This window comes from Ruminococcus sp. RTP21359st1_H3_RTP21359_211015 (assembly GCF_040909065.1).
Lineage (GTDB): Bacteria > Bacillota > Clostridia > Oscillospirales > Ruminococcaceae > Hominimerdicola > Hominimerdicola aceti.
The window spans coordinates 56,726-72,863 of the sequence record NZ_JBDGDD010000001.1 but is presented as its reverse complement, the minus strand read 5'-3'; the positions used below and the strand labels follow the sequence as shown (position 1 = coordinate 72,863).

At 44.8% G+C, this 16,138-nt stretch carries 16 protein-coding genes; 7 read left to right on the top strand and 9 right to left on the bottom strand.

What is annotated here, in order from left to right; all coding sequences use genetic code 11:
• The first annotated feature begins 96 nt into the window (after positions 1-96).
• Positions 97-948 (top strand): putative manganese transporter, encoded by an 852-nt coding sequence (locus AB5Z01_RS00325; RefSeq protein WP_022287705.1) that lies wholly within the window; start codon positions 97-99, stop codon positions 946-948.
• Between the two features lie 92 nt (positions 949-1,040).
• On the opposite strand, the gene AB5Z01_RS00320 is transcribed toward AB5Z01_RS00325, so the two are convergent.
• The 6 genes from AB5Z01_RS00320 to sfsA form a co-directional block, all read right to left on the bottom strand.
• Positions 1,041-2,372: an ATP-binding protein gene (locus tag AB5Z01_RS00320; protein ID WP_368365183.1), complete on the bottom strand. Its 1,332-nt coding sequence runs from the start codon at positions 2,370-2,372 to the stop codon at positions 1,041-1,043.
• Between the two features lie 25 nt (positions 2,373-2,397).
• The gene (locus AB5Z01_RS00315; protein ID WP_022287707.1) at positions 2,398-3,075 is read right to left on the bottom strand and encodes a response regulator transcription factor; all 678 of its coding nucleotides are present in this window, start codon (positions 3,073-3,075) and stop codon (positions 2,398-2,400) included.
• Between the two features lie 434 nt (positions 3,076-3,509).
• Complete coding sequence (locus AB5Z01_RS00310) at positions 3,510-3,776, bottom strand: hypothetical protein (RefSeq protein WP_022287708.1); 267 nt, start codon at positions 3,774-3,776, stop codon at positions 3,510-3,512.
• Between the two features lie 215 nt (positions 3,777-3,991).
• Positions 3,992-5,386 carry an NlpC/P60 family protein gene (locus tag AB5Z01_RS00305; protein WP_287214727.1) on the bottom strand — a complete coding sequence of 465 codons (1,395 nt, stop codon included), beginning with the start codon at positions 5,384-5,386 and terminating at the stop codon, positions 3,992-3,994.
• 172 nt (positions 5,387-5,558) lie between these two features.
• Positions 5,559-6,722 carry a stage II sporulation protein P gene (gene spoIIP / locus AB5Z01_RS00300; protein WP_287214728.1) on the bottom strand — a complete coding sequence of 388 codons (1,164 nt, stop codon included), beginning with the start codon at positions 6,720-6,722 and terminating at the stop codon, positions 5,559-5,561.
• A gap of 59 nt (positions 6,723-6,781) precedes the next feature.
• Positions 6,782-7,468, bottom strand: a complete 687-nt coding sequence (gene sfsA, locus AB5Z01_RS00295) for a DNA/RNA nuclease SfsA (RefSeq protein WP_278340338.1) — start codon at positions 7,466-7,468, stop codon at positions 6,782-6,784.
• Between the two features lie 222 nt (positions 7,469-7,690).
• Here sfsA and AB5Z01_RS00290 point away from each other — a divergent pair, with 222 nt between their 5' ends.
• The 6 genes from AB5Z01_RS00290 (at position 7,691) to dnaJ (ending at position 14,404) form a co-directional block, all read left to right on the top strand.
• Complete coding sequence (locus AB5Z01_RS00290) at positions 7,691-8,515, top strand: hypothetical protein (RefSeq protein WP_022287712.1); 825 nt, start codon at positions 7,691-7,693, stop codon at positions 8,513-8,515.
• A 29-nt stretch (positions 8,516-8,544) separates the two neighbouring features.
• Positions 8,545-9,282, top strand: a complete 738-nt coding sequence (locus AB5Z01_RS00285; protein ID WP_368365182.1) for a hypothetical protein — start codon at positions 8,545-8,547, stop codon at positions 9,280-9,282.
• A 251-nt stretch (positions 9,283-9,533) separates the two neighbouring features.
• Positions 9,534-10,562 carry a heat-inducible transcriptional repressor HrcA gene (hrcA, locus tag AB5Z01_RS00280; protein ID WP_022287714.1) on the top strand — a complete coding sequence of 343 codons (1,029 nt, stop codon included), beginning with the start codon at positions 9,534-9,536 and terminating at the stop codon, positions 10,560-10,562.
• A gap of 22 nt (positions 10,563-10,584) precedes the next feature.
• A complete protein-coding gene (gene grpE, locus AB5Z01_RS00275) occupies positions 10,585-11,157 on the top strand; it encodes a nucleotide exchange factor GrpE (RefSeq protein WP_022287715.1) in 573 nt (190 codons plus the stop codon).
• 63 nt (positions 11,158-11,220) lie between these two features.
• A complete protein-coding gene (gene dnaK, locus AB5Z01_RS00270; protein WP_117956727.1) occupies positions 11,221-13,095 on the top strand; it encodes a molecular chaperone DnaK in 1,875 nt (624 codons plus the stop codon).
• 157 nt (positions 13,096-13,252) lie between these two features.
• A complete protein-coding gene (gene dnaJ / locus AB5Z01_RS00265; protein WP_022287717.1) occupies positions 13,253-14,404 on the top strand; it encodes a molecular chaperone DnaJ in 1,152 nt (383 codons plus the stop codon).
• An 87-nt stretch (positions 14,405-14,491) separates the two neighbouring features.
• Here the strand turns inward: dnaJ and AB5Z01_RS00260 are convergent, their stop codons facing one another.
• The 3 genes from AB5Z01_RS00260 to AB5Z01_RS00250 all read right to left on the bottom strand — a co-directional run bounded on the left by AB5Z01_RS00260 (position 14,492) and on the right by AB5Z01_RS00250 (position 15,889).
• Complete coding sequence (locus AB5Z01_RS00260; RefSeq protein WP_022287718.1) at positions 14,492-14,863, bottom strand: metal-dependent transcriptional regulator; 372 nt, start codon at positions 14,861-14,863, stop codon at positions 14,492-14,494.
• A gap of 184 nt (positions 14,864-15,047) precedes the next feature.
• On the bottom strand, positions 15,048-15,200 hold the full coding sequence (locus AB5Z01_RS00255) for a hypothetical protein (protein ID WP_022287719.1): 153 nt from the start codon (positions 15,198-15,200) through the stop codon (positions 15,048-15,050).
• A 113-nt stretch (positions 15,201-15,313) separates the two neighbouring features.
• Positions 15,314-15,889, bottom strand: coding sequence for a M15 family metallopeptidase (locus AB5Z01_RS00250; RefSeq protein WP_022287720.1), 576 nt, complete (start codon positions 15,887-15,889; stop codon positions 15,314-15,316).
• Positions 15,890-16,138 lie beyond the last annotated feature (249 nt).

The following is a 16,138-nucleotide window of genomic DNA, read 5'->3' as shown; positions in this document are numbered from 1 at the left end:
ATATAAACATAAGATTGACAAGGGTGAATAAATATTGTATAATAGTCGAGTTGATACAGAGATCGTTTTAATGGATATTTTACAGGAGATAGATATATGTTTGAAACTTTAGTTGACGTTTTTCTTGACGCATTAATAGACAGCCTTAAGATACTGCCTTTTCTGTTCGGTGTTTATCTGCTTATAGAGTATATAGAACATCGTTCTGCCGACAAGCTTGGAAAGGCTCTTAGAAAAATGGGACCCTTCGGTGCAATAGGAGGAAGCATACTTGGAGCAGTGCCGCAGTGCGGATTTTCCGTTGTGGCTTCCAACCTTTACTCAGGCAGGCTCATCACAATGGGAACTCTCATTTCGGTATACCTTGCCACAAGCGACGAGGCAATACCAATGATGATAGCAAACCCTGCATTTGCCGGCAAGCTTTGGCAGCTTATTCTTATAAAGGTAGCTGTGGCTATAATAGCAGGTGTGCTTGTTGACCTTATCTTAAAGCTTATGGGCAAAAAGCAGGACGAAGAGCCTTTCAAAGAGATATGCGAGGACTGCGACTGCGAACACCACAGTATTTTGCACTCGGCACTTCACCACACTGTAAGCATAATACTTTTTATATTTGCGGTAAACCTTATTCTCGGAGCGGTAATGGAGTTTGCAGGAGAGGACACTGTTAAGACCCTGCTTATGTCTGACAGCATAGTTCAGCCGTTCATAGCAGGAATAATAGGCTTTATCCCGAACTGTGCGGCTTCTGTTGTTCTCACTCAGCTTTATATCGAGGGCGTTGTGAGCTTCGGCTCGCTTATTGCAGGACTTTGCACAGGAGCAGGAGTGGGACTTCTGGTGCTTTTCAAGACCAACAAGCACAACATGAAAGAGAATTTCGCCATAATGGGAATACTTTATGTTTTCGGTGTGGCAGCAGGCTTTGTGGCAAGTCTGTTCTAAAATATGATAGACAGATAAAAGGAGCAATTCGCAATGAACTGCTCCTTTTTGTTTGCAAAAAATCTTCGTATGTATAATGGGTTGCCCCTACACTACATCATATCCTCAATAAGATAAGGCAGGCTTATGCGGAAGCAAACGCCGCCTTTTTTCATATCGTTTTCTACCTCTATGCTGCCCTCGGAAAGCTCGATTATCCTTTTTACAAGTGCAAGTCCAAGACCGTTGCCCTCTGTTGCACGGGAGCGGTCGCCCTGATAGAACTTATCAAATATCTTCGCCTTTACGTCAGGGGCTATAGACGGACCGTTATCCCATATCTCCGCCGAAATATTCTTCTCGTTGCGGAAAAGCTTCACGCTTATCTTTCCGCCCTCAGGGGTGAACTTGATAGCGTTGTTGATGATATTCTGCCATATCTGCGCCATAAGCTCCTCACTGCCCACATACATGATATCCTCAAGGTCGATATCAAGGTCGATTTTTTTCTTCGACCACTCAGGTTCAAGCACAAGAAGTATTTTTCTTATCTGCTCGTCAAGAGAAAATCTTGTCTTTTTGCCCACTGTTTTCTGATTTTCAAGCTTTGTGAGCCTCAAAATATTTGACGAAAGCTTTGAAAGCCGTGATGTTTCGTCGATTATTATCTGCGTGTATTCCTCACGCTCCTGCTCGGTTATATCGTCAGATTGCAGAAGCTTTGCAAAGCCCTGTATAGAAGCCAGAGGCGTTTTGAACTCGTGGGAAACGTTTGAGATAAAGTCACCTCTCAGCGTTTCCGTACCTGCAAGCTCCTCAGCCATTTTGTTAAAGTTCTGCGCAAGTATGCTGTATTCAGGATCAGACGGCTCTCTTACTCTTACCTTAAAATTGCCCTTTGCTATCTCAGCCGCCGCCGCACTAAGATCTCGTATAGGCTGTATAATGCTTCGGCTCATGAACGCTGTTATAATAGTACCGATAACGATACAGACCATAAAAGCTATGATGACAACAAGGTTTACTACCCAGTAAACGCTGTCGCTTGAAAAGCTGTCTATGATAACGAACTTATCATAGACCTGAGAGATTATAGTTGCGTTAGGCACAACGCCCTCTGAGGACACATAATATCCCTTATGCACGATATCTGCAAAATGGTCGTGTACTCTTGAATCGTTTTTATCCACCACTGACAGACTATAGGCTGAATTGTTCACAATGGAAACTATCTCGTCCACAGTGAAGCCGCCCTTTTCTTCAAGCTGATCCATTGCCATGGAAAGCTCCACCAACTGCTGTTCGGCATTGCTTTTCATTACAGGGCTGCACACCATTACAAGCACTGACACCGATATAGAAGCCGACACCAGCATCACAAAGAAAAACATAAGAGTCTGCTTGAACTGCAAACTTGTTTTATTTTTGGTCTTTTTCTTATCCAAACCCCTCACCCCTCAAGCTTATCCCTCACTGCTTTTTCACAGCCTTATAGCCAAGTCCACGAACCGTGACAATATCAAATGACTCACAGCTTCCGTAACGCTCTCTAAGCCTTTTAACGTGAACGTCAACAGTACGCTCGTCAACGTCCTTATCCATGCCCCAAAGCTCGTCAAGGAGCTGGCGGCGTGTGAATATCTTGTCAGGGTAGCTGAGCAGTTTAAAAAGCAGTTTGAACTCCATTTGCGGTATAGTTTCCGCCGCACCGCCGTCAACCGCCACGCTCATAGCGTCATAATCAAGCACGCAGTTTCCCACAGTAAGAGAATGTTCCGACGCCATTTTTGAACGCCTTAAAAGCGCACCCACACGGAGTATCATCTCATTTATATCAATAGGCTTTACCATATAATCGTCTGTGCCGGCAGAAAAGCCCTCCTGCTTGTCCTCGAAGGTCTCCTTTGCGGTGACCATAAGTATAGGCAGGTTGAAATCAGCCTTTCTGAGCTGTCTTGTAAGCTCATAGCCGTCCATATTCGGCATCATTATATCTGAAATTATAAGGTCTATATTCGTTTTTTCAAGAACGTCCAAAGCCTCCAGACCGTCATTTGCAAGAAAAGTCACATAGCCATGCTGTTTAAGTGCGGCAGACATGAGCTTTCTAAGGCTTGCGTCGTCCTCCACCACAAGTATCTGAAACATAAAATATCCTCCCTCGTAAAAAAAATTCCCCAATAATGACATTATAGCTTATAATTGTGAACTGGTGATTAACATTTATTTTTTTCAAAAAACTCTCCGAAATCCCCTGAAAATTCATATTCGGTTCACACAGAACTGGTATTATATAATCACAGCAGAAGATACAAAAAAAGCTTTGGTAATTGGTAAAACTTAAAGTCAGGTTTTTGTCTTCTTTCCCTCTGCGATTCCCCAAGTCGCTGATACATTTCCTCGTCTTTAGGTTTTACCAAATACCAAAGAATCCCTTTCATAATTCTATAAAAAATTAATGCTCATTTCAGCCGATGGAAGTGGGTATTAATTTTTTTTGCTCTTTTAAGACAAGATACGACAAAAAACCGCAGAAGCCATATAAAATGACCTCTGCGGATATTTTTTGCCTTTATTAGCCGTTAGCTACAAAGCTTTTCACGAAGCTCAGCCGCCTTTCCCAGAAGCGCACAGATGTAGCTGTCCACATCAGGCTTTGCAAATCCACCAAGCGCTGAGCCTTTAAGCTTTCGCTGACCTGTTTCTCCGGGGATAACAAAGTTATCACCGTTCTTTTTCTTTTCGATAGCCGACTCCAGCATATAGATCTCGCTGGTTATGGTGTCGATATATTTTAATGTATCAAGCTTATCATAGCCGCCAAAAAAACACGTTTTCAGACTATCCATTTTTCTTCCCCCTGCCTTACTGCTGTTTTGTACAGCAATTGTTATCAAAGCCTACAATCTTTATTTGATTTAATTATATCACAAATACTTAGCTTTGTCAATAGGTTTGAAAATGAATGTTCACATTTAAGTAATTTTATATGAATTTTCGTGGCGTTTTCTGTTGAATCATTATAGATATAAAAAACGCAGCCCTTGCAGACTGCGTTTTTACGTTATATAAGTCTTTTGATTATAGTGATGTTGTTGTATCTTGAAAAATACTCAACATTTGAAATAACGATACCAGTGTCAGTGTTCTGGGCGTGTACCATTTTGCCGTCGCCGATATAGATAGCAACGTGGTAAATGCTCGAGATCGACGCTCCGCCAAAGAAGATAACGTCGCCCTTCTTCATGTTGTTATATGAAACTGTAGTGCCGTATAAAGCCTGCGAAGCCGCATAGTGCGGAAGATTTATTCCCACCTGTGCGAACGAGAGCATCACAAGACCCGAACAATCCGTTGCACCAAACTGTGAACCGCCCCATACATACGCTCCGCCCACCATGCTTTTGGCATATGAAACAACAGTGTCTATTTTAGAACTGCTTGAATAATCAGGCTTAGGTGCAGGCGCTGCTGTTGTTGTGGTAGTGGTCTTTTTGCTTGTTTCAGGCTTTGGCTTAGCTGTTTCCTGCGGAGTTGTGGTGGTCTGAACCGTAGTTTCGTCAGGCTTTTCCGTCTGAGCCGACTTTTTCGTGGTAGTGGTCTTTTCACCGCTGTTACCACTCTTTTTGGTGGTGGTAGTCTTTTTCTTGGTGGTGGTCGTAGTCGTGGTGGTATTCGCCTTTGAGGACACCTCCGCATACTTATTATCCACCTGCTGTGACTTATCTTCAAGGTCGCTCTTATCGTTCTTTATCTGCTCGATAAGCTTGCCCGACTCCTGCTCCATTTTCAAAAGCTCCGCCTGCTCGCCCGCCAAAGTTTTCTGCTCCTTGGCATATTCCTCAGCCTTTGCTTTGAGCTGTTTTATCTGCTCATCAAGCTCCGCCTTGGTCTTTTCAAGCTTTTTATACTGATCCAAAAGCTCGTTAAGCTCGTCATTATCGTGCTTTGCAACTCTCGTCACAAGCTCTATCCTCATAAGAATGTCATAAAAATCAGATGAATTTATCAGCACGTTCGTGTACGAATCTGCTCCTCCTGCAACATACATTGCACGAATACGCTCCATAAAATCGTCCTTGCCCTCGTTTATTGCAGTTTCCTGCAAGTCAAGGCTGTGCTGAGTGTCAAGCTGTTTGCCGTCAAGCTCTGCCATTTGATCTTCAAGCTCAGAGGAATATTTCTCTGAATTTGCTATCTTTTTCTGTATGGACTTATATTTTTTCTTTATAGCCTCAAGGTTGTCCTGCTCGTCGGCAAGCTTTTTGTCAGCGTCAGCTATCTGCTTGTCAAGCTCCTGCTGTTGCTTTTTCAGCTCTTCAAGCTGACTGCTGTATGTATCGTTATCCGCCAAAGCGATATCACTTACGCTTCCGTCAGAAAAACCAAAGGCGGCAAAAGCTATGCACAGAGCCATACAACCTGCGGCTATTCTTTTCATGGGGTAAATTTTTTTCATAATATCAGTTCTCCAAAATATAAGCGTATTATATATTTCTCACGCTGTAACGTTTATGTAGTCCCTTTTATTATAACGCAAAACCCCGTCCTTGTCAAGAAACCAACCGCTAAAAGCCGTATTTTCGGCATTTTAAGACAATTCGCCACACATATTTTGTGCGTTATTGCACCTATTCTCCTCCGAACATCTCACCCAAGGTCTTTCCTATAAGCTCGCCTGTATACTGAGCCTGAGTGATAGAATTGCCGTGGCTTCCCACCTCTATAAGAAGCGAGCCGGTGGTCAAGTCCTGATTATAGTGGCGATAGTCGAAAAGTACAGGCCGTGTAAGCCCCTGCCAATCGCTCTCCAAAGCCGACTGCAAAGCACAGGCAAAGTGAAAATTCTTCATATAGTCAGGCATACCCATAGTGCCGTCATCACAGCCTGATATTATCATAAGCTGAGCCGCTTCCCTGCCCTCTATCTCCGCCACAGGCGCGAGCCTTGTGCCGTCCTCACGCTCTATGCCGTCACGATGAACGTCAAGGCATACCTTTATAGAGGGGTACTCCTCCAATATCTGCTTTACCGCCATTCGGCTTGAATCGTAAGAGCCGTCATAGCTGGGATAATCATGCACAAGTGTATCGTGGATATACGCAACGCCTGCTTTGTCAAGCTGTTCGCATATCTTGTCCCCTACCGACAGCATATTCATTTCAGGGTCGGTGGTCTTGCAGGAAAAGGAGCTGTCATAGTGGTCTTTGTCTGTGGGCTCAAAGCTTTCCGTGGCGTGGGTATGATAAATAAGTATCTGCGGTTCAGAGGAATTTCCGTCTATTTGAAAATCATACGGCTTTGAGCTTTCCTCGTAAAGCTCATCATTTGAAAGCTCAGTGCAGTTTCTCACCTGACCGCCGCCGTCAAGGTCGAAATACTGCTCGCCGTCATATCTGCCATAGGTGTATTTTTCTATAACACCGTCATTCCCCTCCATGCTTGCAGGATATGGTATCTTGTCCGTCACGTCCTGAGCAGGCAAAGGACTTGGCACTTCTGCGCTTACAGAGGGCGTTTGCTTCTCCTGTGGCGCCATATCCATATCCCATATGCTGTGCTTTGACACCACCGCCGCTTCAAGTTTACTTGGATATGCGGTCTGCGCAGTTGTTTTGCTATCATCATCAGCGGAAAAATAAGGCTTGTATTCTCCCATAGCCACCCCTGCCGCCACAGCAGCCACCCTGCCGAACCTGCTTGCAGATCTTGCATAAAGCCATATCCCCGTGGGCATAACGAACGCCACAATTATAACTGCAACACAACGCAGGCAGACTTTCTTTATATCCAATGCTGTCACTCCCATATACATCTTAGTATTATAATGTATATGCAGGACGAGCCGTCATATTACCTGCCCAGCTTCACCTTAACAGGCTTGCCCACTGTCATAGAGTCATGGGTCACGTTGCAGTCATAGCATAGTATCTTCACGCCCTTTCGGGAAGCTTTCTCCAAAGCCTCTCCGAACTCAGGGTGAGTGTCATAATTTGGAGTGAAATATTTCACATCGCTCATCTGAACGAGTATCATTATATAAGACTCATACCCCTCATCAAGGCAGTGAGAAAGTTCCTCTATATGCTTCACCCCACGGAGGGTAGGAGCGTCAGGGAAAAGCACAACGCCGTCTTTCTCCAGCGTACAGCCCTTGACTTCCATGAAGATCTTCCTATCCTGCGACTCTAAGTAAAAGTCAAAGCGTGAATTGCCGTATTTCTTTTCGGGATAGACCGAGAAGCCCTCGCCAAAAGGCATTTTTTCTCTCAGCCACTCCCCTACCGCCTTATTCGGGGCTTGGCTGTCCATGTTTATGAGCCTGTCACCTTTTTCCACTGCAACAAGGTCAAAAGCGGTCTTTCTCGATTCGCTGTCTGAATGTTCAAGCCAAACAGTACACCCCTCCACCAAAAGCTCTTTGCATCTGCCCGTATTTTTCACATGGCAGACCTCGGCTTTGCCGTCTATCTCAACGTTGGCGATAAACCTATTCGGCCTTGATAGAAATTTGCCTTTATGTATATTATCGTATCTCATAATTCGCTCCTTTTATTCTTACTATTCACATTATACCACAAATATGTTTGATTATAAATACCTAAATCAAGCTTTCTTAGCTTTGCTGATTTGTGATTCGATACGAAAAGAGAAAAATATTTCACAAAATCTATTGACGTTATTTGTGAAATATGTTATAGTTTTGAGTATAGGTTATATAACAATAATAATTTATTAAAATTTTAGAAAGAGGTATTTATAATGAAAAAAATAACTGCACTTCTCGTTTCACTTATAATGTCATGCGCAGTAATGGCAGGCTGTTCTGACAGCAGTTCTTCAAGCTCATCAAAAGCAGACAGCACATCAAAGGCAGAAACAAGCGCAGCCGCTGACGAGTCAACTGCTTCAGAAGCAGGCACAGCCACAGATCTCGAGGATACTCTCACAGCGCAGTATACAAAGAAGATACAGGGCGAGAGCCTTGCTATCGACATGACAGTGGCAAGCGAATATGACAATTCATCAGCTGTTGTTGAGATAGCAGGCGGCAATATGCACATGAAAATGAACTTTATGGGCGTGGATATGGACATCTATAATATCGACGGAGTTATGTACACACTTGACAGCGAGTCAAAAACGTATTACACTGTTGATATGGAAGAATCTATCGACGACTTCAAGAGCGAGATAGGCTACGGAATTAACGACAGCTACAAGTTCATAAGCTCTGAAACAACTGACGACGGTCTTATCTGCGAAACTTTTGAAAGCACAGAAGATCCTGATATCGAGCTTGAATCAGGCGTAACTCTCGACACAAGCGATTCTGACGATTATTCTTTCACAACAACATTCAAGTATTACTTCAATGCTGACACAAAGGATATTGTTAAGATAGAAACTATCTCTGACGGCTCAACGACTACTGTTACAGTAAACTCATTCACAACTGAAAACGTTGAAGTCAAGCTCCCTGACGATTTTGACAGTTGGACAGAGCAGTCTTTCGATAAGGACACTGAAGATATCCCTTATGACGCTGAACTCGATGTTGAGTCAGGCGCTGAGTCAGCCGAGTGATTCTTGTCATTTTTCGGAGGCAAAATATTATGAACAAGAAAATGGTAACTATTATTGCAGCTTTGGCAATGTGTACAGCAATGGCAGGCTGCACTGGGAGCGATACTGCAAGCTCTTCAAAGGCTGAAACAACTACTACAACAACGGCTGCCGCAGAATCAGCTGCTCCTGCTGAAAGCACAGCAGACGAAAGTGCTGTCACAAATGTTGGCACAACAGATTATGACGTTGACGGCGATTTCAGAGCTTTCGAGCAGATGAAAGACAAGTATGAGGGCAACTATCTTGCTAACCTTACAGGTCAGATGTCAAACAACGGCACAAAGTATACTATCTGCATAAAGGACGGCAAGGCTTATCAGGCACTCACAGTTCAGGGCATGAAGTCATACACAGTTTGCCCTGGCGACGGAAAGCTTTACAACGTTTCAGAAGGCACGACCACCTACAGTATCGAGGACTTTGACGAAAACGAGTTGAAGGCAGCCGACATACTTTTCGGAGCGACACTCGATTTCGACCACGCATATATTGACACAACAACAAACGTTGTTCACGAGTATTATAACCTCGACAGCAGTGTTTCAGGCGGTGAGGGTCAGATAGTTTACGGCTTTGACGGCGCTACATATGACCTTAAGCAGGTAGTTCTGCTCCCAGAGGGTGCTGACGAATCAAGTGCAGTTTACTTCACTGTAGATTCCATGGGCGAAGCAGACGACAGCCTGCTTGCTGTTCCTGATCTTTCTGCTTATACAAAAGAATAATTTTATCTGATCTTTTTCCAACATCGGGCGGACAGACCACTGCGGTCTGCCCGTTTTTTTGCATTTTCAGCAAAGCGTTGTGCAATATGACGGAAAAGAAATTCAAATATTTTTAAAATTTGTGAGAAAAATAGTCTTAAACCCCTTGACAAAATCGTCAAAAGGGTATAAACTATACTTAGCACTCGAGAAGAAAGAGTGCTAACACTTAAATGCAATAAGTGCTAACAAGAAGAACGGGTGGTGAGCAAATGGACGACCGCAAGCTGAAAATACTTTCAGCGGTAGTCAATGAATATATCGTAACAGGCGAGCCTGTAGGCTCAAAGGCGATAATGGCTCACGTCAAAGCGTCCTCAGCGACCATAAGAAATGAAATGGCAGAGCTTGAGAAGCAAGGCTATCTCGAACAGCCACACACCTCCGCAGGCAGAATACCAACATATAAGGGCTACAGGCTTTATGTTGACCAGCTCATGGAGCAAAACCAGCTTACAGCAAATGAAAAGAAGATGCTGGATTCAATGATACCGCAGGAATATGTCACAGAGGAAGACCTTGTGAACAAGGCTTCAATGGCATTGGCGGATCTTACGAAATGTGCGGCGGTGGTCGCAAACGCAACGCCAAAGTTCTCGCTTATCTCAAAGGTAGAGGTAATACCTACAGGAAAGAGAATGTACGTTATTTTGATGATAACGTCCAACGGCTCTATTAAGAATAAGGTTTGCCGATTGGAGTTCGACCTCAGTCAGGATCAGCTTGAGTTTTTTGATAACTTCGTAAAGGAAAATCTCAACGGTGTGCCTATCGACAGTCTTTCGGACGCTTATCTTGAAAAGCTCACAGAAGCAATGGGAACGTACATGATGACCCTTTCACCGCTTGTTTCCGAGATCATGAAGATGACAAAGGAAATGAGCAGCGTGTCTATCAAAGGTCAGAGTAATCTTCTCACCTGCAAGGACTTCAACCAGAATGAGATAATAAGCTTTCTCGATAATCAGAAGGAGCTTAAAGGATTTATTGACGAAACGTTCTCAGGGCTTCACGTTATGTTCTCCCCTGAGCGTGACGGGTTTGTTATCCACAACTCCTCTATTATAACAGCTCCGTTCTCAAAGGACGGCAAAACAGCAGGTGCGCTGGGGCTTATAGGTCCTATGAGACTCGACTATGCGAAGTTTATCCCATATCTCGAGTATTTCACAGGAAAGATATCGGAAATGATATCCGAAAAGCCACAAGAGCAAAACAAAGAAGATGACGAAAACGAATAAAAAGAAAGGCAGGCGGCGTAAATTGAGTAAGGAAACTGAAAAGGACACCGAGCTTGAAAAAGAGGAAAACACCTCTGCTGAAAGCGAAGAAGTAAAAGAAGCGGCGGATACCGCAGAAAATGCCACTGAGGATACAGAGAAAAAGGCGGAGGAGAGCGAAACAGAAAAGCTGAAAAAAGAGCTTGCCGAAGCAAATGACAAGTATCTCAGACTTATGGCTGAATATGATAACTTCAGAAAAAGAAGCGCAAAGGAAAGACTGGAGCTTACAGACACAGCAAAGGGAAATGTGATAAACGGCTTCCTGCCGGTGTTTGACAACTTTGAAAGAGCGTTAGGCACAGAAACTCAGGACGCAGTTTATAAACAGGGTGTTGAAATGATCTTCAATCAGTTCAGCGACGCTCTGAAAAAGCTCAACGTTGAGGTCATGGAGCTTGCGGGCAAGGAATTTGACCCAAACGTTGCAACAGCGGTAAGCACAGTTGACGACCCTGACCTGGGTGAAAATATTGTGGCGCAGGTGCTTCAAAACGGCTACACCATAGGCGGCAAGGTAATAAGACACGCTATGGTAATAGTAGCAAACCCATAAACAAAGACATCGGGACTTAAGGTCTTGATATAAATTAAGTAAATTTTGAAAGGACTTGATCTTATGAGCAAAATCATCGGTATAGATTTAGGTACAACAAACTCTTGTGTAGCAGTTATGGAGGGCGGCGAAGCCGTTGTTATCCCTAACAGCGAGGGTGCAAGAACAACTCCGTCGGTAGTTGGCGTTTCAAAGAACGGCGACAGACTTATCGGTCAGGTAGCAAAAAGACAGGCTGTTACAAACTATGACAACACTGTAATTTCTATCAAGAGACATATGGGCTCTGACTACAAGGCTCACATGGGCGGCAAGGATTACACTCCACAGGAAATTTCAGCTATGATACTCCAGAAGCTGAAAGCTGACGCTGAGGCTTATCTGGGCGAAAAGGTAACAGAGGCTGTTATCACAGTTCCTGCATACTTCACAGACGCACAAAGACAGGCTACTAAGGACGCAGGTCAGATCGCAGGTCTGACAGTAAAGAGAATCATCAATGAGCCAACAGCCGCTGCACTTTCTTACGGTATCGATAAGGAAGAGGATCAGAAGGTCATGGTTTACGACCTGGGCGGCGGTACATTCGATGTATCTATCATCGAAATGGGCGACGGTGTTACAGAAGTTCTTGCCACAGCAGGTAACAACCACCTGGGCGGCGACGACTTCGACCAGAGAATTATCGACTGGATGATCGCAGAGTTCAAGAAGACTGAGGGCGTTGACCTCTCAGGTGATAAAATGGCAATGCAGAGACTCAAGGAAGCTGCTGAGAAGGCTAAGATAGAGCTTTCTTCTACTGCTTCATCAACTATCTCTCTCCCATTCATCACAGCAGACGCTACAGGTCCAAAGCATCTTGAAATGACACTTACACAGGCTAAGTTCAACGAAATGACAGCAGACCTTGTTGAGTCAACAATGGGACCAGTTCGTCAGGCACTTTCAGACTCAGGTCTGTCAGCTAACGAGCTTCAGAAAGTCCTTATGGTCGGCGGTTCTTCAAGAATACCAGCCGTTCAGGAAGCTGTTAAGAAATTCCTTGGCAAAGAGCCATTCAAGGGCATCAACCCAGATGAGTGCGTAGCACTTGGCGCTGCATATCAGGGCGGCGTTCTCGCAGGCGACGTTAAGGACGGTCTGCTCCTCCTCGATGTAACTCCACTGTCACTTGGTCTTGAAACAATGGGCGGTATCTGCACAAAGATCATCGAGAGAAACACAACTATACCTACAAAGAAGTCACAGATATTCTCAACTGCCGCTGATAATCAGTCAGCCGTTGATATCAACGTACTTCAGGGTGAGCGTGAGTTCGCAAAGGACAACAAACAGCTCGGTATGTTCAGACTTGACGGAATCGCTCCAGCTCCAAGAGGCGTTCCACAGATCGAGGTAACATTCGATATCGACGCTAACGGTATCGTACACGTTTCCGCTAAGGATCTTGGCACAGGCAAGGAGCAGAACATCACGATCACTTCTTCAACAAATATGTCTAAGGACGATATAGATAAGGCTGTCAAGGAAGCTGAGGCATATGCAGCAGAGGACGCTAAGAAGAAAGAGGACGTTGACGCTAGAAACGCTGCTGACCAGCTTTGCTTCCAGGCTGAAAAGTCACTGGGCGAGTTCGGCGACAAGGTAGACGCTGCTGACAAGTCAGCTTGTCAGGCTAAGATAGACGCTCTTAAGGAAGCCCTCAAGGGTACTGATATCGAGGCTATCAAGGCTAAGCACAAGGAGCTTGAGGAAACATTCCAGGGCGTTGCAACTAAGGTATATCAGCAGGCTGCACAGGCACAGCAGGCAGCAGGCGGTGCCGCAGGCTTTGACCCTAACAACATGGGCGGAGCAAATGGCGGCAGCAACGGCGGCGCTTCAAACAACGGTGGCGACGACGTTATAGACGCTGAATTTACTGACGCAGAATAAATCATAACGGCTGCCTCTGCTCCGATTTTTCGAGCAGGGGCTATTGCCGTATTAAAAGGCTGTGTGAAAAGCGTGAAAGGACTATACTTACAAAAAGGAGGCAAGCCCATGCCCCAAGACTTTCACGATCTGCAGCTTACAGAGCATGGGCGTTTATATGGCTGAAAAAAGAGATTACTATGAAGTGCTTGGCGTTTCTAAAACTGCCACAGACGATGAATTAAAAAAGGCATTCCGTAAGCTTGCAAAGCAGTATCACCCTGACCTTCACCCTGGCGACAAAGAGTGCGAGGAGAAGTTCAAGGAAGTAAATGAAGCTTATGAGGTGCTTTCAGATAAAGATAAAAGAGCAAGATATGACCAGTTTGGTCACGCAGGCGTAGACCCGAACTACGGTGCAGGCGGTGGAGCAGGTGCAGGAGGCTTCGGCGGATTTGGCGATATGGGCGATATTTTCGATTCCATTTTCGGTGGATTTGGCGGTGGCTTCGGTGGCGGACGTTCTGCTAACCCTAACGCACCAAGACGCGGCGAGGATATAAGAGCGAACGTTGTTCTTGACTTCATGGAAGCCTGCAAGGGCAAGACTGTGAAACTTCGCATAAACAGAGCCGAAAAGTGTCCTGATTGTCACGGCACAGGCGCAGCCGCAGGTTCTTCGCCTAAGACCTGTCCTGACTGCCACGGCACTGGTACAGTAAGGATAACACAGAGAACGCCTTTCGGAAACATCGCTCAGACCACGACTTGCAGTCGCTGTGGCGGTAAGGGTCAGATAATCGACAACCCTTGTCATACCTGCAACGGTCAGGGCAGAGTAAAGAAAGTATCTGAAAAGGAGATAAACGTTCCTGCTGGCATCGACGATGGTCAGACACTTAGAGTAGGCGGTGAGGGCAACTGCGGTATAAACGGAGGTCCTAACGGCGACCTGCACATCAACATTACAGTTCGACCTGACCCTATTTTCGAGCGTGACGGCTATGACGTGTGGACAGAGATACCGCTTACTTATGCACAGGCTACTCTCGGTGACGAGATAACAGTTCCTACAGTTGACGGCAAGGTAAAATACACAGTGCCAGAGGGTACACAGACCGGCACAGTGTTCCGCCTGAGAGGCAAGGGCATAAAGAAGGTGAACAGAAACGACCACGGCGACCACTACGTTCGTGTAACAGTTGAAGTTCCACGCAATCTGACCAAAGAGCAGAAAGAAAAGCTCCGTGACTACGAAAAGTCCCTCGGTGAAAAGAACTACGCAAAGCGCAAAACATTCTTTGACAAGCTCAAAGACAAATTCAAATAACCAAAAAAAAGGAGAACGGCACAAGGCTGTTCTCCTTTTTGTTTGCAAAAAAATGCCGCAGGAAGACCCACGGCAATTATCATCTTATCAAGCCATACCTGTGTGCTTTTTGATAGCCGCAAAGGACTCCGCACTGATAACGTGTTCCATACGGCAAGCGTCCTCTACTGCAACTTTCTCGTCAACACCAAGCTTTATGAGCCACTGTGAAAGCAACGTATGACGCTCATACATTTTCTCGGCTATCTCCAAGCCCTTGTCTGTCAAACGAATATAACCGTCCTTGTCGACAGTTATATAGCCGTTCTCACGGAGATTTTTCATTGCCACACTTACGCTCGGCTTTGAAAACTCAAGTTCGTTTACTATATCTATGCTTCTTACCTCGCCTTTGCCCTTGCGCTGGCTGAGAATAAGTATCGTTTCGAGATAATTTTCAGCTGATTCTCTTATCTGCATTATAACGTCCCTCCCTAGAACAAGTTTGTCATCAGGTCATTACGACTATTATATCACATTTCAAACCGCATTTCAAGTGCAAGCACGCTTTTTCAGCGATTTCGATAAACTTTACATCAATGAATTGTGTTGATATACAAAGGCACTGCTCACAAAAAGCAGTGCCTTTAAAGCTGTCTGTTATTTACTGTATACCGCACTCCTCATAGTCTTTCCACTTTTCGGCATGCTCCTTATCCTCAAAATATTTGTATACAAAAAGCGCAGTTGACGCAACAACAAGTATCATCGCACCCATTAAAGTCCAGAACGACTTTTTTCTTGAATAGTTTGACATAACAAAACTTCCTTTCTTTCGCAATAGCATACAAAAACTTGCGGCTATCGCTCATAGCTTTGTTATAATTATACTACACAATGCTCTTTCTGTCAATTATTTTCACAGGATTTTCAGATATATTTTTCCGAGTAAAAGTGCAGAAATTCCTCAAGGCAAAGCCCGCCTGCGGCAATGATACGAGCGGCTTCAACGCCCACATAACGATAATGCCACGGCTCAAAATCAATGCCGGTCATCTGCTCTTTAAGGCGAGGATAACGAAGGATAAAGCCGAAATCTGCGGCATTTGCACAAAGCCACCGAGATTCAGGCGTCTTGTAAAAATCGTCGCTCACATCATTGTCACCCTCTCTGCCGAGATCCACAGCAAGCCCGGTGTTGTGTTCGCTTGACCCGGGGAGAGCGAGAGTTCTGCCCACCTTTTCCACAGCCTTTTCATAACTCAGACCGCCCCACATTTCGTGAGATACTTCACGCTCCCAAAGCATCTGCTGATATTCAAAAGAGCGATAGGCGGAAATAATTTTCAGCTTTATGCCGTCAGCTTCCGCCTTTTTGAGCAGAAGCCTGAGCCTGTTTCCTGCCTGAGATTCCATAAACTTGCCGTTCACCTCTGTCAACTCCACACGATCATAAAATCCCATATCTATGGGATTGAATTTATCCACAAGCATAAGATAATCCATATACTGACCTCCTTGTCCTGATGGGGAGAAATGTTTTAACTTAGTATATGCAGATGTGTGCGGAGAGTATACACGCTTAATGAGGAATGAGGAATGAGGAATTAGCATAGCTGACCAAAGTTGTACACAAGCATGAGGTAAAAATAAAGCACCGAGCGAAGCGACTTTGCGGCACAACAAACCTGCCCGAATAATCTGTAGGGGCGAACATCGTTCGCCCGTTCTCAGAACTTGTAAAAATTCAGAATT